Origin of the sequence: Allobosea sp. TND4EK4 (genome assembly GCF_900156025.1) — a bacterium.
Classification (GTDB): Bacteria; Pseudomonadota; Alphaproteobacteria; order Rhizobiales; family Beijerinckiaceae; genus Allobosea.
The window spans coordinates 235,258-249,375 of sequence record NZ_FTMO01000004.1; the positions used below are offsets into that span (position 1 = coordinate 235,258).

Annotated in this window: 13 protein-coding genes; 3 read left to right on the forward strand and 10 right to left on the reverse strand. The window is 68.2% G+C overall.

Going from position 1 to position 14,118, the window contains the following annotated elements:
• Positions 1-32 precede the first annotated feature (32 nt).
• The 4 genes from BW981_RS10410 to BW981_RS10425 form a co-directional block, all read right to left on the reverse strand.
• Positions 33-824, reverse strand: coding sequence for an inositol monophosphatase family protein (locus BW981_RS10410; RefSeq protein ID WP_076438797.1), 792 nt, complete (start codon positions 822-824; stop codon positions 33-35).
• Between the two features lie 92 nt (positions 825-916).
• On the reverse strand, positions 917-1,840 hold the full coding sequence (locus BW981_RS10415; RefSeq protein ID WP_076438798.1) for an SEL1-like repeat protein: 924 nt from the start codon (positions 1,838-1,840) through the stop codon (positions 917-919).
• A complete protein-coding gene (locus BW981_RS10420; RefSeq protein WP_076438800.1) occupies positions 1,837-2,490 on the reverse strand; it encodes a thiamine phosphate synthase in 654 nt (217 codons plus the stop codon). Before BW981_RS10420 ends, BW981_RS10415 begins: the two co-directional genes overlap by 4 nt.
• Positions 2,487-3,641: a benzoate/H(+) symporter BenE family transporter gene (locus BW981_RS10425; protein ID WP_076438802.1), complete on the reverse strand. Its 1,155-nt coding sequence runs from the start codon at positions 3,639-3,641 to the stop codon at positions 2,487-2,489. The genes BW981_RS10420 and BW981_RS10425 overlap by 4 nt, the downstream gene beginning before the upstream one ends.
• 208 nt (positions 3,642-3,849) lie before the next feature.
• Between BW981_RS10425 and BW981_RS10430 the strand changes: the two genes are divergently transcribed.
• Positions 3,850-5,850, forward strand: coding sequence for a PhoX family protein (locus BW981_RS10430; protein WP_076438804.1), 2,001 nt, complete (start codon positions 3,850-3,852; stop codon positions 5,848-5,850).
• Between the two features lie 145 nt (positions 5,851-5,995).
• On the opposite strand, the gene fba is transcribed toward BW981_RS10430, so the two are convergent.
• The 5 genes from fba to tkt all read right to left on the reverse strand — a co-directional run bounded on the left by fba (position 5,996) and on the right by tkt (position 12,233).
• Positions 5,996-7,072: a class II fructose-bisphosphate aldolase gene (gene fba, locus BW981_RS10435; RefSeq protein WP_076438806.1), complete on the reverse strand. Its 1,077-nt coding sequence runs from the start codon at positions 7,070-7,072 to the stop codon at positions 5,996-5,998.
• Between the two features lie 271 nt (positions 7,073-7,343).
• A complete protein-coding gene (locus BW981_RS10440; RefSeq protein ID WP_076438809.1) occupies positions 7,344-8,537 on the reverse strand; it encodes a phosphoglycerate kinase in 1,194 nt (397 codons plus the stop codon).
• On the reverse strand, positions 8,534-9,040 hold the full coding sequence (locus tag BW981_RS10445; RefSeq protein WP_244560286.1) for a hypothetical protein: 507 nt from the start codon (positions 9,038-9,040) through the stop codon (positions 8,534-8,536). Before BW981_RS10445 ends, BW981_RS10440 begins: the two co-directional genes overlap by 4 nt.
• Positions 9,041-9,107: 67 nt before the next feature.
• Positions 9,108-10,118 carry a type I glyceraldehyde-3-phosphate dehydrogenase gene (gene gap / locus BW981_RS10450; protein WP_076438811.1) on the reverse strand — a complete coding sequence of 337 codons (1,011 nt, stop codon included), beginning with the start codon at positions 10,116-10,118 and terminating at the stop codon, positions 9,108-9,110.
• A 117-nt stretch (positions 10,119-10,235) separates the two neighbouring features.
• Positions 10,236-12,233, reverse strand: coding sequence for a transketolase (gene tkt / locus BW981_RS10455; protein WP_076438813.1), 1,998 nt, complete (start codon positions 12,231-12,233; stop codon positions 10,236-10,238).
• A 322-nt stretch (positions 12,234-12,555) separates the two neighbouring features.
• Here tkt and BW981_RS10460 point away from each other — a divergent pair, with 322 nt between their 5' ends.
• Together BW981_RS10460 and BW981_RS10465 are read left to right on the forward strand one after the other, a co-directional pair.
• The gene (locus BW981_RS10460; RefSeq protein WP_076438815.1) at positions 12,556-12,876 is read left to right on the forward strand and encodes a DUF4164 domain-containing protein; all 321 of its coding nucleotides are present in this window, start codon (positions 12,556-12,558) and stop codon (positions 12,874-12,876) included.
• A gap of 36 nt (positions 12,877-12,912) precedes the next feature.
• Positions 12,913-13,281 carry a cell division protein ZapA gene (locus BW981_RS10465; protein WP_076438816.1) on the forward strand — a complete coding sequence of 123 codons (369 nt, stop codon included), beginning with the start codon at positions 12,913-12,915 and terminating at the stop codon, positions 13,279-13,281.
• A 117-nt stretch (positions 13,282-13,398) separates the two neighbouring features.
• On the opposite strand, the gene pal is transcribed toward BW981_RS10465, so the two are convergent.
• Positions 13,399-13,923 carry a peptidoglycan-associated lipoprotein Pal gene (gene pal, locus BW981_RS10470; RefSeq protein ID WP_076438817.1) on the reverse strand — a complete coding sequence of 175 codons (525 nt, stop codon included), beginning with the start codon at positions 13,921-13,923 and terminating at the stop codon, positions 13,399-13,401.
• Positions 13,924-14,118 lie beyond the last annotated feature (195 nt).

Consider the following 14,118-nt stretch of genomic DNA (forward strand, 5'->3'; position numbering starts at 1 on the left):
GCTGCCGCAATCAAGCGCGAAAGCGCGCCGAGCTACGCCGCGGCGGTCTTCAGCGCGGCGCGCAGCGCCGACTCGCAGGTCTCGTTGCCGCAGATGATGTCCTTGGCCGAGGTCACCGGCTTGCCGTCGAGCGTGCCGAAGGTGCCGCCCGCCTCCCGGATCAGCACGGCGCCGGCGGCGAAGTCCCAAGTGTTGAGCCCGCGCTCCCAATAGCCGTCGAGGCGGCCGGCGGCGACATAGGCGATGTCGAGCGCGGCCGAGCCCATCCGGCGCACATTGGAAAAGCGAGGCATCACAGCCGCGAGCTCGCGCAGGAACTGGCCGTGGCCGCCCTTGCCGATATGCGGGATGCCGGTCCCGACCAGCATCTCGGTCACCTCGCTGCGGCCCGAGACGCGCAGGCGGCGGTTGTTGACATAGGCGCCCTTGCCCTTCTCGGCCATGAACATCTCATCCTTGGCGGCATCATAGACGATGCCTGCGATGAACTGGTTGTCGCGCTCCAGCGCGACCGAGATGTTCCAGTGCGGAATGCCGCGCAGGAAGTTGTGCGTACCGTCGAGCGGGTCGATGTGCCAGCGGTTGCTCTCGTCGGTGCCGTGGACGACGCCGCTCTCCTCCATCACGAAGCCGTATCCCGGCCGCGCCTTCTCCAGCGACTCGCGCAGGATAGCTTCAGCCTTGTGATCCGCCTTCGAGACGAAGTCGCCCGGGCCCTTCGACAGCACCTGCAGGTTGTCGACCTCGCCGAAATCGCGCTTCAGGGAGCGGGACGCCTTCATCACGGCGTCGGTCATCACGGTCATCAGGGGCGAGCGGATCATTCTGGAACCTCTTGCGCGCCGCAGAGGGCGCGATGAGCCGGCGGCAGCGGGCGCGCGCGGCGAAAATAGCGAGCCGTCGTTTGCGCGACGATCTAGGGCGCCGTCAAGGCGAAGCTGCTGATTCGGGTCGCTGCCATCGACGCCGCACGCGTCTTCTGCTCGGGGTTGAGCTTGTCGAAGAGCGCGTCGAGCCCGGCATCCTGCAGCCCCTGCGAGCGCGCGGCGAGATGCCAGGCGGCGGCCTCGATCGTATCGGGCGGGATGCCGAGGCCGAACTGGTAGAGCTTGGCGAGGCGGTTCTGGGCGATCGCGTTGCCCTGCTCGGCAGCCTGCCGGAACAGGTGTGCCGCCGCCTTCTCGTCCTTCGGTGCGCCCGTGCCGTTGAACAGCATGATCGCATATTCGACCTGGGCCGAGACGTTGCCGCCCTCGGCCGCCTGCTTCATCCAGCGCGCGGCTGTTTCCTCGCTCCGGGGCAGGCCACGGCCCTGCTGGGCGAGGATACCGAGCGCATAGGCCGCATCGGGGACCTGCGCCTTCGCCGCCAGCTCCAGACAGGCCACGGCGCGCTGTTCGTCGGTGCCGCTGCCGGTGGCGAGCAGAGCGAGGGCGAAATTGTAATTGGCGGAGGGGTGGCCCGCCGCCGCGGCCTTCTCGAGCAGTTTTCCGGCGCGAACCGGATCGCGCTTGCCGCTGGCCTCGTCGAGCAGTTCGGTGGCCAGAGCGAAGGTGGCGTTGATGTCGCCGCGCGCATCCGCTTGCTCATACCACTCGGTCGCGACCTTCTGGTCGGGGGCGACGCCGAGGCCCTGGCGGTAGATCTCGCCAAGCAGCGTCATCGCCGCGGCATCGTTGTTGTCGGCCTCGATGCGCTTCAGCGCCTCGCTCTGGGCGCGGCGGTAATGGCCGGTCTGATAGGCGCCATAGGCCAGATCCTCGAAAGGCTTGTCGGCCGCCAGGGCGGTGCCTGCGCCGAACAGGGCCGCCAGAAGAACGGCGCGGCCGGCGCGTCTCATCGCGCGGCCTTCCTTGCCGTCCAGGCGCCGATGCTGGCATTGGCGGCCTCGACCAGCGCGCGGATGTCCTGCCCCTCGGCGAAGGCCCATTCGCCGAGCGCGACGAATTCCGCGCCCGTCTCGACCAGCGCCGCAACCGATTCCGCATCCGGCGCATAGGCGACGCAAGGGGTCTCGAAGATCTCGGCCCACCAGCCGGCGCGCTCGACCACGGCGGACAGGGGCGGGATGCTGCCATCGGCGCGCGGTTCGCCGAACATCACATAGTCGACGCCGGCCTCGCCGACATCCATCGCATCGTGCCGGGCGCGCAGGCCACCGGCGCCGATGATGCGCTCGCCCTTGAGGCTGGAGCGCGCCTCGGCGACGGCGGCGGGCCCGCCGGTCAGATGGACGCCGTCGGCGCCGCCGCGCGCGGCGACCATGGCATTGTCCTCGACGACCAGCGCGACGCCGTTGCCCTGCACGGGGCCGGCGAGCCGCTTGACGCGCTCGATGCGGCTGCGGTCGTCGCCGGGCGCGAGCTTGAGCAGGATGGCGGCGATATCGCCGCCCGCCATCGCCTGCATCAGGCGGAAGGCCATGGCCTCCGCATCCGCGACGGGAGGGGTGACGAGCATCAGGCGGGTGGTGGGAGCTTGCGTGGTCATGATCGGCTGCGCAAACGGCCCGCGACCGCGTCCAATGTCAAGACCAGGAGCCCCGCAATGAGGCTCCAGAAGGCCGAGCCGACGCCGAAGAGCGAGAGGCTCGACGCCGCGACGGCGAAGGCGACGGCCGCCGCGAAGCGCTCGCGCCCCGAACCTACGGCCTGTCCCAGAGCGCCGGTGAAGGAGCCGAGCAGGCCGAGGCCCGCCACCGTGACGATCAATGCCTTGGGAAGCGCGAGCAGAAGCGCGATCAAAAGGCCGGCGCATGCGGCGATCACGAGGTAACAGGTGCCGTAGATGACGCCGGCCTTCCAGCGCTGGCCGGGCTCGGGATGGGTGTCCGGGCCGGTGCAGATCGACGCGCTGATGGCGGCGAGGTTCGACATATGAGCGCCGAAGGGTGCGGTGACGAGGGAGGCGAGGCCGGTCCAAAGCAGGATCGGCGCGGTCGGCGGGGTGTAACCGGCTGCCCTCAGCACCGCGAAGCCCGGCAGGTTCTGGGCGGCCATGGTGACGAGATAAAGCGGTACGCCGATGCCGAGCATGGCGGCCATATCCCAGCGCGGCGTGACGATTTGGAGGCTGGTCCAGGCGATGTCGCCGGCCGGCCAATGGGCGAGGCCGCCGACGAAGCTGATCGCGATGCCGACCAGGAGCGCGGCGATGACGCCGAGGAAGGGGCTGACGAGCCTTGCAACGAGGAAGATCGCCAGCAGCGGGAGCACGAGCCCCGGCGAAACGCGCATTTCGTCGAACACCGCCACCACGAAGCGGAAGATCACGCCTGCCAGCATGGCCGAGGCGATGGGCATCGGGATGCGCTCGATCAGCCGGCCGAGCGGGCTGAACGCGGCGGTCAGCATCATCAGCAGCGCCGCGAGGAGGAAGGCCCCGACACCGGCCGCAAGGTCGAAGCCGCTCGCGGCCGCGATCAGGGCGGCGCCAGGCGTCGACCAGGCGCAGATCATCGGCTGGCGGTAGCGCCAGGACAGCCAGATGCTGGGCAGCCCGGTCCCGATGGCGAGCGCCGCGACCCAGGAGACGGTCTGGACCGGCGTCGCGCCCATGGCCTGCGCGGCCGAGAGGATGACCGCGATCGAAGCGGCAAAGCCGACAAAGACCGCGACCAGGGCTGAGAAAAGGATGGACATGATCAGCTCTGCCGTCCGGCGGGGCGAGGAGAACGCGCCTTGAACCAGAAATCACCGGGAGCGGAAAGCGCAGCCGACGCAGGCCGGGTTGCCGCAGGCGGGACCCGAGGCCCCGGCCCCGGCCGCGTTCCATGGCCTCGCGCCGTCACAGGCTTGTCAACCAGCAGGCCTAGCTGCTGATTGTTCCGGTTCGAAAGAAGAGGGCGCCATGCGCGACGACCAGCACGAATCCACCTTCGGAGCCAGCCTGCTGGAGCATGAGGATGCCGAGCCGCGCAACCTGACCGACAACCCGACGATGGGTGAGCTGATCTCCCAGCGCTTCTCGCGCCGCGGGCTCCTGAAGGGCGCGCTCGCGGTCTCGGCCATCTCGGCCACGGTCGGCACCCTGGCCCTGGAGACGGCGGAACAGGCCCAGGCGCAAGGCGCGAAATCGGCTTTCTCCTTCAAGGAAGTCGAGGTCGGCGTCGATGCCGATCATCACGTCGCCGAAGGCTACGACGCGCAGGTCCTGCTCAGATGGGGCGACCCGCTGACGGCGGACGCGCCGGAGTTCGACCCGACGAAGCAGACGCCGCAAGCGCAGGCCAAGCAGTTCGGCTACAACAACGACTTCGTCGGCTATGTGCCGATGCCGGGCGCGGCCGATCCCTCGGCGCACGGGCTGCTCTTCGTCAATCACGAATACACCAACCCGCATCTGATGTTCCCCGGCGTCGTCGAGATGAAGGACGGCAAGCCGGTACTGAAGAACGCGACGCCCGAGCGCTTCGCGATCGAGGCGATGGCGCATGGCGCGACGGTCGCGGAGATCCGCAAGACCGGCAGCCAATGGGCGCTGGTGAAGGACTCCAAGTACAACCGCCGCATCACCGTCGCGACCGAGATGCAGCTTTCAGGGCCGGTCGCCGGAACCGATCGCGTCAAGACGCAGGCGGATGCGAGCGGGCGCAAGGTTCTGGGCACGCTCAACAATTGTTCGGGCGCTCTGACGCCATGGGGCACCTTCGTCTCCGGCGAGGAGAATTTCCACGGCTACTTCTCGGGCAAGCTGCCCGAGGGGCACCGCGAGGAGGCGAACTACAAGCGCCTCGCCATCCCGTCCTCGCCCTATGCCTGGGGCCGGTTCGAGGAGCGGTTCGACCTGGCGAAGGAGCCGAACGAGGCCAACCGCTTCGGCTGGGTGGTCGAGGTCGATCCGTTCGACCCGAATTCGGTGCCGAAGAAGCGCACGGCGCTGGGTCGCTTCAAGCATGAGGGCGCCGACATGATCGTCGCCAAGAACGGCCGGGTGGTCGCCTATCTCGGCGACGACGAACGCTTCGACTACGTCTACAAATTCGTCACGGCGGGCCGCTTCGACCCCGCCAATCGCGCGGCCAATCTCGACCTGCTCGACTCCGGCACGCTTTATGTCGCGAAGTTCTCGGCGGACGGTTCGCTGGAGTGGCTGCCGCTGGTCTTCGGCCAGGGGCCGCTGACCGCCGCGAATGGCTTCCAGAGCCAGGCCGACGTGCTGATCGAGGCGCGCCGCGCTGGCGACCTGCTGGGCGCGACGAAGATGGACCGGCCCGAGGACATTACGCCCAACCCGGTGACGGGCAAGGTCTATGTGATGCTGACCAACAATACGCGCCGGACCGAGGAGCAGGTCGATGGCGCCAATCCGCGTGCGAAAAACGCCTTCGGCCACATCATCGAGATCGTCGAAGAGGGCGGCGACCACACGGCGACGATGGGGCGCTGGGAAATCCTGCTGAAATGCGGTGACCCTTCCGTGGCCGCCGTCGGCGCGACCTTCTCGACCGACACGACCAAGAGCGGCTGGTTCGGCATGCCCGACAATGCCGTCGTCGATTCCGCCGGACGTCTCTGGGTCGCGACCGACGGCAACGGCCCCAAGGCGACCGGGCGCACCGACGGGCTCTGGGCGGTCGATACCGAGGGTAGCGCACGCCGGACGTCGAAGCTGTTCTACCGCGTGCCGCATGGCGCGGAGATGTGCGGCCCCTGCTTCACGCCGGACGACACCACGGCCTTCGTCGCGGTGCAGCATCCGGGCGACGATGGCCCGGACTGGCCGGAATTCGGTCGCCGTTCCTATTACGAGGATCTCTCGACCCGCTGGCCGGACTTCAAGCCCGACATGCCGGTGCGGCCCTCCGTGGTGGCGATCACCAGGAAGGGCGGCGGCAAGATCGGCGTCTGATCGCTAATATCTTGGTCGGGCCTGACCCGACCATCCTCGAAAAGGAAACGCCCGGTCGCGCAGACCGGGCGTTTCCCATTCCAGCATCATCATCGAGACATCCTCGGGTTCGCGCGTCGCGCGACCCGAGGATGACGGCTTGGTTTCAGGCCGCCTTGCCGAAGGTGGGGTCGAGCTCGCCCTTGGCGTAGCGCTTGGCCATCTCGGCGGTGGTGAGCACGCGCTTGATCTTGCTGGCCTGGCCGGCGGTGTTGAACTCCTGCAGGCGCTGCTTGCAGAGCTTCGTCATCGCCTCCATGGCGGGCTTGAGATATTTGCGCGGGTCGAACTCGCCGGGGTGCTCGGAGAGGATCTTCCGGATCTGGCCGGTCATCGCCATGCGGTTGTCGGTGTCGATGTTGATCTTGCGGACGCCGTGCTTGATGCCGCGCTGGATCTCCTCGACCGGCACGCCCCAGGTCTGGGGCATCTTGCCGCCATACTGGTTGATGATGTCCTGGAGGTCCTGCGGCACCGAGGAGGAGCCGTGCATGACGAGATGCATGCTCGGCAGCTTCTTGTGGATCTCCTCGATGACATGCATCGCCAGGATCGCGCCGTCGGGCTTGCGGGTGAACTTGTAGGCGCCGTGCGAGGTGCCCATCGCGATGGCGAGCGCATCGACCTTGGTCTCGGCGACGAATTTCACCGCCTCGTCCGGGTTGGTCAGGAGCTGGTCGTGGGAGAGCTTGCCCTCGAAGCCGTGGCCGTCCTCCTTCTCGCCCTCGCCGGATTCCAGCGAGCCGAGCACGCCGAGCTCGCCCTCGACCGAGATGCCGCCGAGATGGGCCATCTCGGTCACGGTGCGGGTGACGCCGACATTGTAGTCCCAGTCGCCGGGGGTCTTGCCGTCGGCCTTGAGCGAGCCGTCCATCATGACGGAGGTGAAGCCGGCCTGGATCGCGGTCATGCAGGTCGCCGGCTCGTTGCCGTGGTCGAGATGCACGCAGACGGGGATGTGCGGGTAGATCTCGGTGACCGCGTCCATCATGTGCTTGAGCATGATGTCGTTGGCGTAGGAGCGCGCGCCGCGCGAGGCCTGGATGATGACGGGCGCGTCGGTGGCATCCGCCGCAGCCATGATCGCCAGCGCCTGCTCCATGTTGTTGATGTTGAAGGCGGGCACGCCGTAGTCGTTCTCGGCGGCATGATCGAGCAGTTGGCGAAGCGTGATACGGGCCACGTTGGCACTCCCCTTAAGGCAAATGGACTGGGGAGGATGTAGTGCGAGCCCGGCGAAATCGCAAAGCGAAAGCGGCAAAAAGGCTTAAAGCAGCGCGGCTTTCGACCGCGTGAAAGCAGGCGGTCATCCCGGACGAGCGGCGGAGCCGCGATGATCCGGGATCCATGCCAGAACCTCGGCCATGAGCGTTCCGGAATGGAATCCCGGGTCTCCCTTCGGTCGCCCGGGATGACGGCGTGGTTCAAGCCGCTACCGCTATGCCCGCGGACGCTCAGCCCTTTCGCAGCGCCTCGACGCCCGGCAGGGGCTTGCCTTCCATCCATTCGAGGAAGGCGCCGCCCGCTGTCGAGACATAGGTCAGGTCGCCTGCGACGCCGGCATGGTTCATCGCGGAGACGGTGTCGCCGCCGCCGGCGACGGCCACGAGTTCGCCCGCCTTCACCCGCCTGGCCACGGCCTTTGCGACCGCGACGGTGGCGGTGTCGAAGGGCGGCAGCTCGAAGGCGCCGAAGGGGCCGTTCCAGACCAGCGTCTTCATCGTCTCCAGCCGCAGCACGACCTCCGCGATCGAGAGCGGGCCGGCATCGAGGATCATCTCGTCGGAGGCGACCTCGCCGACCGGCACGACGCGGTGGCCGGGATGGGCCTTGAACTCGCGGGCGACCAGCGCATCGACCGGAAGCAGGATCTCGCAGCCGGCCGCCTTGGCCTTCTGCTCGATCTCGCGGGCGGTCGCGGCGAGATCATGCTCGCAAAGCGACTTGCCGACATCGAGGCCCCGCGCGGCGAGGAAGGTGTTGGCCATGCCGCCGCCGATGACGAGGACATCGACCTTCTTCACCAGGTTGCCGAGCAGGTCGAGCTTGGTCGAGACCTTGGCGCCGCCGACGATCGCCATCACCGGCCGGGCCGGGTGGTCGAGGCCGGCGGAGAGCGCCTCCAGCTCCGCCTGCATGGTGCGGCCGGCATAGGCCGGCAGCACATGGGCGAGGCCCTCGGTCGAGGCATGGGCGCGATGGGCCGCCGAGAAGGCGTCGTTGACGTAGAGGTCGCCATTGGCGGCGAGCGCCCTGACGAACTCCGGGTCGTTCTTCTCGTCGCCGGCGTGGAAGCGGGTGTTCTCCAGCAGCAGCACCTCGCCGTTCTTCGCGGCTGCGACGGCCTTGGCGACATCCGCGCCGATGCAGTCCTCGACGAAGGTCACAGGGCGGCCCAGCGCATGGGCCAGCGCCGGCACGACCTGGCGCAGGCTGTTCTTGTCGTCGCGGCCCTTCGGCCGGCCGAAATGCGCGAGCAGGATGACCTTGCCGCCCTTGTCGGCGATCTCGCGGATGGTCGGCAGGATACGGTCGATGCGGGTGGTGTCGCTGACGGTGCCGTTGTCCATCGGCACGTTGAGATCGACGCGGACGAGGACGCGCTTTCCGGCGAGATCGGCGTCGTCGAGAGTGCGGAAGGCGCTCATCGGACCAGCAGGCTCCCGAACAGGCCCGGCACGCCGAAGCGCAGGACGAGGACGGTCAGGGCGACGCTGAGCACCGCGGTGACGATCGCGGTCATGAAGAGGGTGCCGACGCGCGGCGTCGAGTCGATGCGGGCGCGCAGGGCGGCGACCTCACCGCGAATGGCCGCGAAATCCATCGTTCCGGCGGCGGCGTCGACCTTGTGCGCGCTGCGCTCCAGCGAGGCCTCGGCGCGGGTCAGGACGGCCTCGTAGCGGGCGAACTTTTCCTCGATGCGGGCGGTCTTGTCCTCGATGCGGGCGAGCTGGTCGAGCTTGCGCGGATCGCTGGCCGGGGCCTGCTCCGCACGGATCGCGGCCTCGGCCATCGTCGGCGCGGGAGGCTGCGGCGCCGGGGCCATCTCGGTCGGCAGCGGGGCGGCGGAGGCCGGGGCGGATGCGGGGGGCGTCACGAGCGGCTTGTCGGCATTGGCCGCGGGCATGACGGTCGGCTCGATCTTGGCCATGGTCTCTCCGTGGGTCGAAATCGGTCGAGGCCGTGCCCCCTGGACACGGCCTCGTTTCAAAGGTCGATCAGAGCAGCTTGCCCATGGCGACGGCGGTGTCGCTCATGCGGTTCGAGAAGCCCCACTCGTTGTCATACCAGGCGACGACGCTGACGAACTTGTCGTCCATGACCTTGGTCTGGTCGAGGGCGAAGGTCGAGGATGCCGGGTCGTGGTTGAAGTCGATCGAGACGTTGGGCTGGTCGGTGACGGCGAGGATGCCCTTCAGCGGACCGCGCCGGCTGGCCTTGAGGATCGCCTCGTTGACCTTCTCGACCGTGGTCTTGCGCTTCGCCAGGAACTTGAAGTCGACCATCGAGACGTTGGGGGTCGGCACGCGCACCGAGGAGCCGTCGAGACGGCCCTTCAGCTCGGGGATGACGAGGCCGATCGCCTTGGCGGCACCGGTCGAGGTCGGGATCATCGAGAGCGCGGCGGCGCGGGCGCGGTAGAGATCCTTGTGCATGGTGTCGAGCGTCGGCTGGTCGCCGGTATAGGCATGGATCGTGGTCATGAAGCCCTTGTCGATGCCGACGGCGTCATGAAGCACGCGCACGACCGGCGCGAGGCAGTTGGTGGTGCAGGAGGCATTGGACACGACGACATGGTCGCTGGTCAGCATCCCGTTGTTGACGCCGAAGACGACGGTGAGGTCGGCGCCGTCGCAGGGGGCCGAGACCAGCACGCGCTTGGCGCCGGCGGCGAGATGGGCCGAGGCCTTCTCCTTGGTGGTGAAGATGCCGGTGCATTCCAGCGCGATGTCGACACCCAGCGCCTTGTGCGGCAGCTCCTTGGGATCGCGCACGGCGGTGACCTTGATCGGGCCGCGGCCGACATCGATCGTGTCGCCGGAGACGGTCACCTGGCCGGGGAAGCGGCCATGCACGGAGTCGAAGCGGAAGAGATGGGCGTTGGTCTCGACCGGGCCGAGATCGTTGATCGCCACGACCTCGATGTCCTTGCGCTTCGACTCGATGATCGCGCGCAGAACGTTGCGTCCGATGCGGCCGAAGCCGTTGATCGCCACCTTGACCGTCATCTTACCACCTCTTCCTAGCCAGACCGGGCACTTGCGCGCCATTCACGCGGGCAATTCGGCCAAAGCATGGCCGATTGCAAGAGCTGCCGGGGCTTTTGCGCCCCGACGGGCATAAAATCAGCCGTTGTGCTTGCGCATCGCTGCATCGACGACCGCTTCCGGCGTGATGCCGAAATGCTGGTAGACCTCCTTGTAGGGGCCGCTCGCGCCGAAGGAGTGCATGCCGACGAAGCCGCCATCATGGCCGATGACCGCGTCCCAGCCGAAGCGCACACCGGCCTCGACGGCGATCTTGACCGGCGCGGTGCCGACGATCTGGGCCTGCGTCGCCTCGTCCTGGGCCAGCAGCAATTCGAGCGAGGGCACCGAGACGACGCGGGCGCGCACGCCCTTCTCGGCCAGCAGCTTGCGCGCGTTCACCGCGATCTCGACCTCGGAGCCCGAGGCGAAGAGCGAGACCTGCGCCTTGCCGCCCTCGGCCGCGAAGAGCTCGTAGGCACCGGTGGCGAGCCTGTTCTTCGGCGAGGCGTCGGTGCGCAGCTGCGCGAGGTTCTGGCGCGAGAGGGCGAGCACGGTCGGCCCGTCGAGGCGCTCCAGCGCGATCTGCCAGGCCTCCGCCGTCTCGACCGCATCGGCCGGGCGGAAGACGCGCATGTTCGGCATCGCACGCAAGCTGGCGATCTGCTCGACCGGCTGGTGGGTCGGCCCGTCCTCGCCAAGGCCGATCGAGTCATGGGTCATGACGTAGACGACCGGCAGGCCCATCAGCGCAGCCAGCCGCATCGAGGGGCGGGCATAGTCGGCGAAGACGAGGAAGGTGCCGCCGGCGGTGCGGAAGCCGCCATGCAGCGTGATGCCGTTCATCGCCGCCGCCATGCCGTGCTCGCGGATGCCATAGCGGACATAGCGGCCCTTCGGGGTCTTCGGCGTGAAGTCCTCGGCCGCCTTGACGCGGGTGTTGTTGGAGGGGGTGAGATCCGCCGAGCCCATCACCAGCTCAGGCATGACCGGGATGATGGCCTCCAGCGCCAGCTCCGAGGCCTTGCGGGTGGCGATGGTCTGAGGGTTGGCGATCAGGCCTTTCTTGTGGGCGAGGACCGCCTTGTCGAGCCTGGCGGGGACGGTGTGCGAGAGGCGGCGCTCGAAATCGGCGCGCTTGCGCTCGGACAGCGTCGCGAAGCGCTCCTTCCAGTCGGCATGGGCCTTGGCACCGGCCGCGCCGAAGCTGCGCCAGGCCTTCAGCACCTCGGCCGGCACCTCGAAGGGGCCGCCAGTGATGCCGAGCGCCTGCTTGGCGGCGGCGAGCTCCTCGGCGCCGAGCGCCTCGCCATGGGCCTTGGAGGTGCCCTGTTTCTTGGGCGCGCCGAAGCCGATGATCGTCTTGCAGGCGATCATGGTGGGCTTGTTGGACTTCTGGGCGCGGCGGATCGCGGCTTCGATGGCGTCGGGGTCATGGCCGTCGACGCGCTCGGAGCGCCAGCCGCAGGCCTTGAAGCGGGCGACCTGGTCGACATTGTCGGTGATGGTCAGGGGCCCATCGATCGAGATGCCGTTGTCGTCCCAGAGCACGATCAGCTTGTTGAGCTTCTGGTGGCCGGCCAGCGCGATCGCCTCCTGGCTGATGCCTTCCATCAGGTCGCCGTCGGAGGCGAGCACATAGGTGTGGTGGTCGACGACCTTCCTGCCGAACTCGGCGGCGAGCATGCGCTCGGCCATCGCCATGCCGACGGCTGTGGCGAGACCCTGGCCCAGCGGGCCGGTGGTCGTCTCGACACCGAGCGTCTGGAAGTTCTCGGGATGGCCGGGCGTCTTCGATTCGAGCGCGCGGAACTTCTTCAGGTCCTCCAGCTCGAGATTGCCGTTGCCGGTGAGATAGAGCACCGAATAGAGCAGCATCGAGCCGTGGCCGGCCGAGAGCACGAAGCGGTCGCGGTCGGGCCAGCGCGGATCGGCCGCATCATAGGTCATGATGCGGGTAAACAGCACGGTGGCGATGTCGGCCGCGCCCATCGGCAGGCCGGGGTGGCCGGACTTGGCCTTCTCGACGCCGTCCATCGCCAAACCGCGGATGGCGTTGGCGAGCTTGTCGTGCTGGGCGCGGTCGGTGGTGGTCATCGTCTCTTGGCTCCGTCTGGCGGGCGGCAGGCCGGCCTTGCGTGCTGCATGGGCAGGGCGGCCGGGCTGGGCATGGCCGCGAGGACTTCGAAAGGACGGGTGGATTAGGCCCGCGGCGGAACCCGAGTCAATTCGCCGGAGGCTATTTTGAGCGGGTTGCACGCCTCTTCGGCACAGCGATTTCGCGCTTTTGCGAGAAGCGGTGGGGACAAGTCCTTGCAACACAACATGGCCGGCCGGAGGCGATTCCATTTCTGCGACGCGATGCTGTAAATTCGGGCAGCGAATCGTGTGAGCCGGCTTCGGTCCGAAAAGGAGAGCGATGGTGGCGAGCCTGATGCTGGACAATGCGCTGGCGCGCCTCGACGGCGCGCTCGGGCAGCTGGAGGCCGCGGCGCGGCGTCGGATCGAGGCCGAGCGCGGGCGGGGCAATCTCGAAACCGAACTCGCCCTGATGCAGGACGACCGGGCCCGGCTCGCGGCCGAACTCGACGGCGCGATGGCGCGGCTCGGCCATGTCGAGACGGCCGCCGCCGATGTCGACCAGCGTCTGCAGCGCGCGCTCGGCGTGATCGGCGCCGTGATCGACCGCGTGCAGGAGCAGCAGCCGGTCGAGGAAGAGGCAGCAGCCGAGACGGAGTGACGCTTTCCGCGCAAGGAAGCGAAAGAGGGAGTTCCCATGCCGCAAGTCAACGTCATGATCGCCGGCAAGGCCTACCGCATGGCCTGCGGCGAGGGCGAGGAGGCGCATCTTGAAGGGCTCGCGCGCTTCTACGACGAGAAGATCGGCGAGATGCGGCAGGCCTTCGGCGAAATCGGCGATATGCGCCTGCACGTCATGGCCGCGCTGATGGTGGCCGACGATCTGCACGAGGCGAAGAAGCGCGCCGAGAAGCTCGAAGCCGAGCTCGCGGCGATCCGGGGCGATGCCGGCGCGGCCGACCAGCGGCTCACCGAGGTCGAGGACCGGGCCGCCGAGGCGCTGGTGGCGGCTGCCGAGCGCATCGAGGGCGTGGCGAAGAGCCTGGTGCCGGCGCCAGCGGGGTGAGCGGTGCGGGGGAGCCCTTTGCCTTGACAGGAGGGGCTCCCCCCGAGCCTCTCCGCAAAAAAAGCCCCGGACGTTGCCGTCCGGGGCTTTTCACTGTCAGGCCTTGCCTTGCGCCGATCAGACGCCCGGCGAACCCGGGGCGCCGTCCAGCACCGTGACCGAGCGGCGGTTCTGCGACCAGCAGGAGATGTCGTTGCAGACCGCGACCGGGCGCTCCTTGCCGTAGGAGATGGTGCGGATGCGGTTGGCAGCGATGCCGCGCGAGGCGAGATAGTCGCGCACCGTCTGGGCGCGGCGGGCGCCGAGGGAGTAGTTGTATTCGCGCGTGCCGCGCTCGTCGGCATGGCCTTCGACGGTGAAGGAGTAGCGCGGATAGCGCTGCAGCCAGCCGGCCTGCTTGTCGAGCGTGGCGGTCGCGGTCGAGGTCAGGTCCGTCGAGTCGGTCTCGAAGAAGACGCGGTCGCCGACATTGACGACGAAATCCTGGGCGCTGCCGGGGGTGGCGGCGCCGCCGGCGCCGAAGCCCGAGCCGCCATTGGCGTCGGCGTTCTGGTCCTTGGCGCAGGCGCCAAGCGCCAGCGTGCAGGCGAGGGCGGCGGCGAAGCGGACGGCACGGCCGCCGGAAAAGAGGGTGGTCAACATGGCTGAACTCCGGGCGTTCTGATCGCGGGTGCTTCTGAGCTTGGGTTCTTGTCGGCGCCTGCTTCGAGGAGGGCGTTGAAAATCGAACCCATCAATGAAGCGTCAACCTAAACGAGACCTTGCCAGAACAAGGCGAAGTGGCGGCATTGCGGCATATGGTTAACCAAGTCTGAGACAATCCGTTCCCGGGGCTTG

Excerpts from the sequence above, each read along its gene's own strand:
- BW981_RS10460 (WP_076438815.1), top strand. The coding sequence starts at position 12,556 with ATGGTGGCGAGCCTGATGCTGGACAATGCGCTGGCGCGCCTCGACGGC.
- BW981_RS10445 (WP_244560286.1), bottom strand. The coding sequence starts at position 9,040 with ATGGCCAAGATCGAGCCGACCGTCATGCCCGCGGCCAATGCCGACAAG.
- BW981_RS10410 (WP_076438797.1), bottom strand. The coding sequence starts at position 824 with ATGATCCGCTCGCCCCTGATGACCGTGATGACCGACGCCGTGATGAAG.
- tkt (WP_076438813.1), bottom strand. The coding sequence starts at position 12,233 with ATGACCACCACCGACCGCGCCCAGCACGACAAGCTCGCCAACGCCATC.
- BW981_RS10415 (WP_076438798.1), bottom strand. The coding sequence starts at position 1,840 with ATGAGACGCGCCGGCCGCGCCGTTCTTCTGGCGGCCCTGTTCGGCGCA.
- BW981_RS10465 (WP_076438816.1), top strand. The coding sequence starts at position 12,913 with ATGCCGCAAGTCAACGTCATGATCGCCGGCAAGGCCTACCGCATGGCC.
- BW981_RS10440 (WP_076438809.1), bottom strand. The coding sequence starts at position 8,537 with ATGAGCGCCTTCCGCACTCTCGACGACGCCGATCTCGCCGGAAAGCGC.
- gap (WP_076438811.1), bottom strand. The coding sequence starts at position 10,118 with ATGACGGTCAAGGTGGCGATCAACGGCTTCGGCCGCATCGGACGCAAC.
- pal (WP_076438817.1), bottom strand. The coding sequence starts at position 13,923 with ATGTTGACCACCCTCTTTTCCGGCGGCCGTGCCGTCCGCTTCGCCGCC.
- BW981_RS10420 (WP_076438800.1), bottom strand. The coding sequence starts at position 2,490 with ATGACCACGCAAGCTCCCACCACCCGCCTGATGCTCGTCACCCCTCCC.
- BW981_RS10430 (WP_076438804.1), top strand. The coding sequence starts at position 3,850 with ATGCGCGACGACCAGCACGAATCCACCTTCGGAGCCAGCCTGCTGGAG.
- BW981_RS10425 (WP_076438802.1), bottom strand. The coding sequence starts at position 3,641 with ATGTCCATCCTTTTCTCAGCCCTGGTCGCGGTCTTTGTCGGCTTTGCC.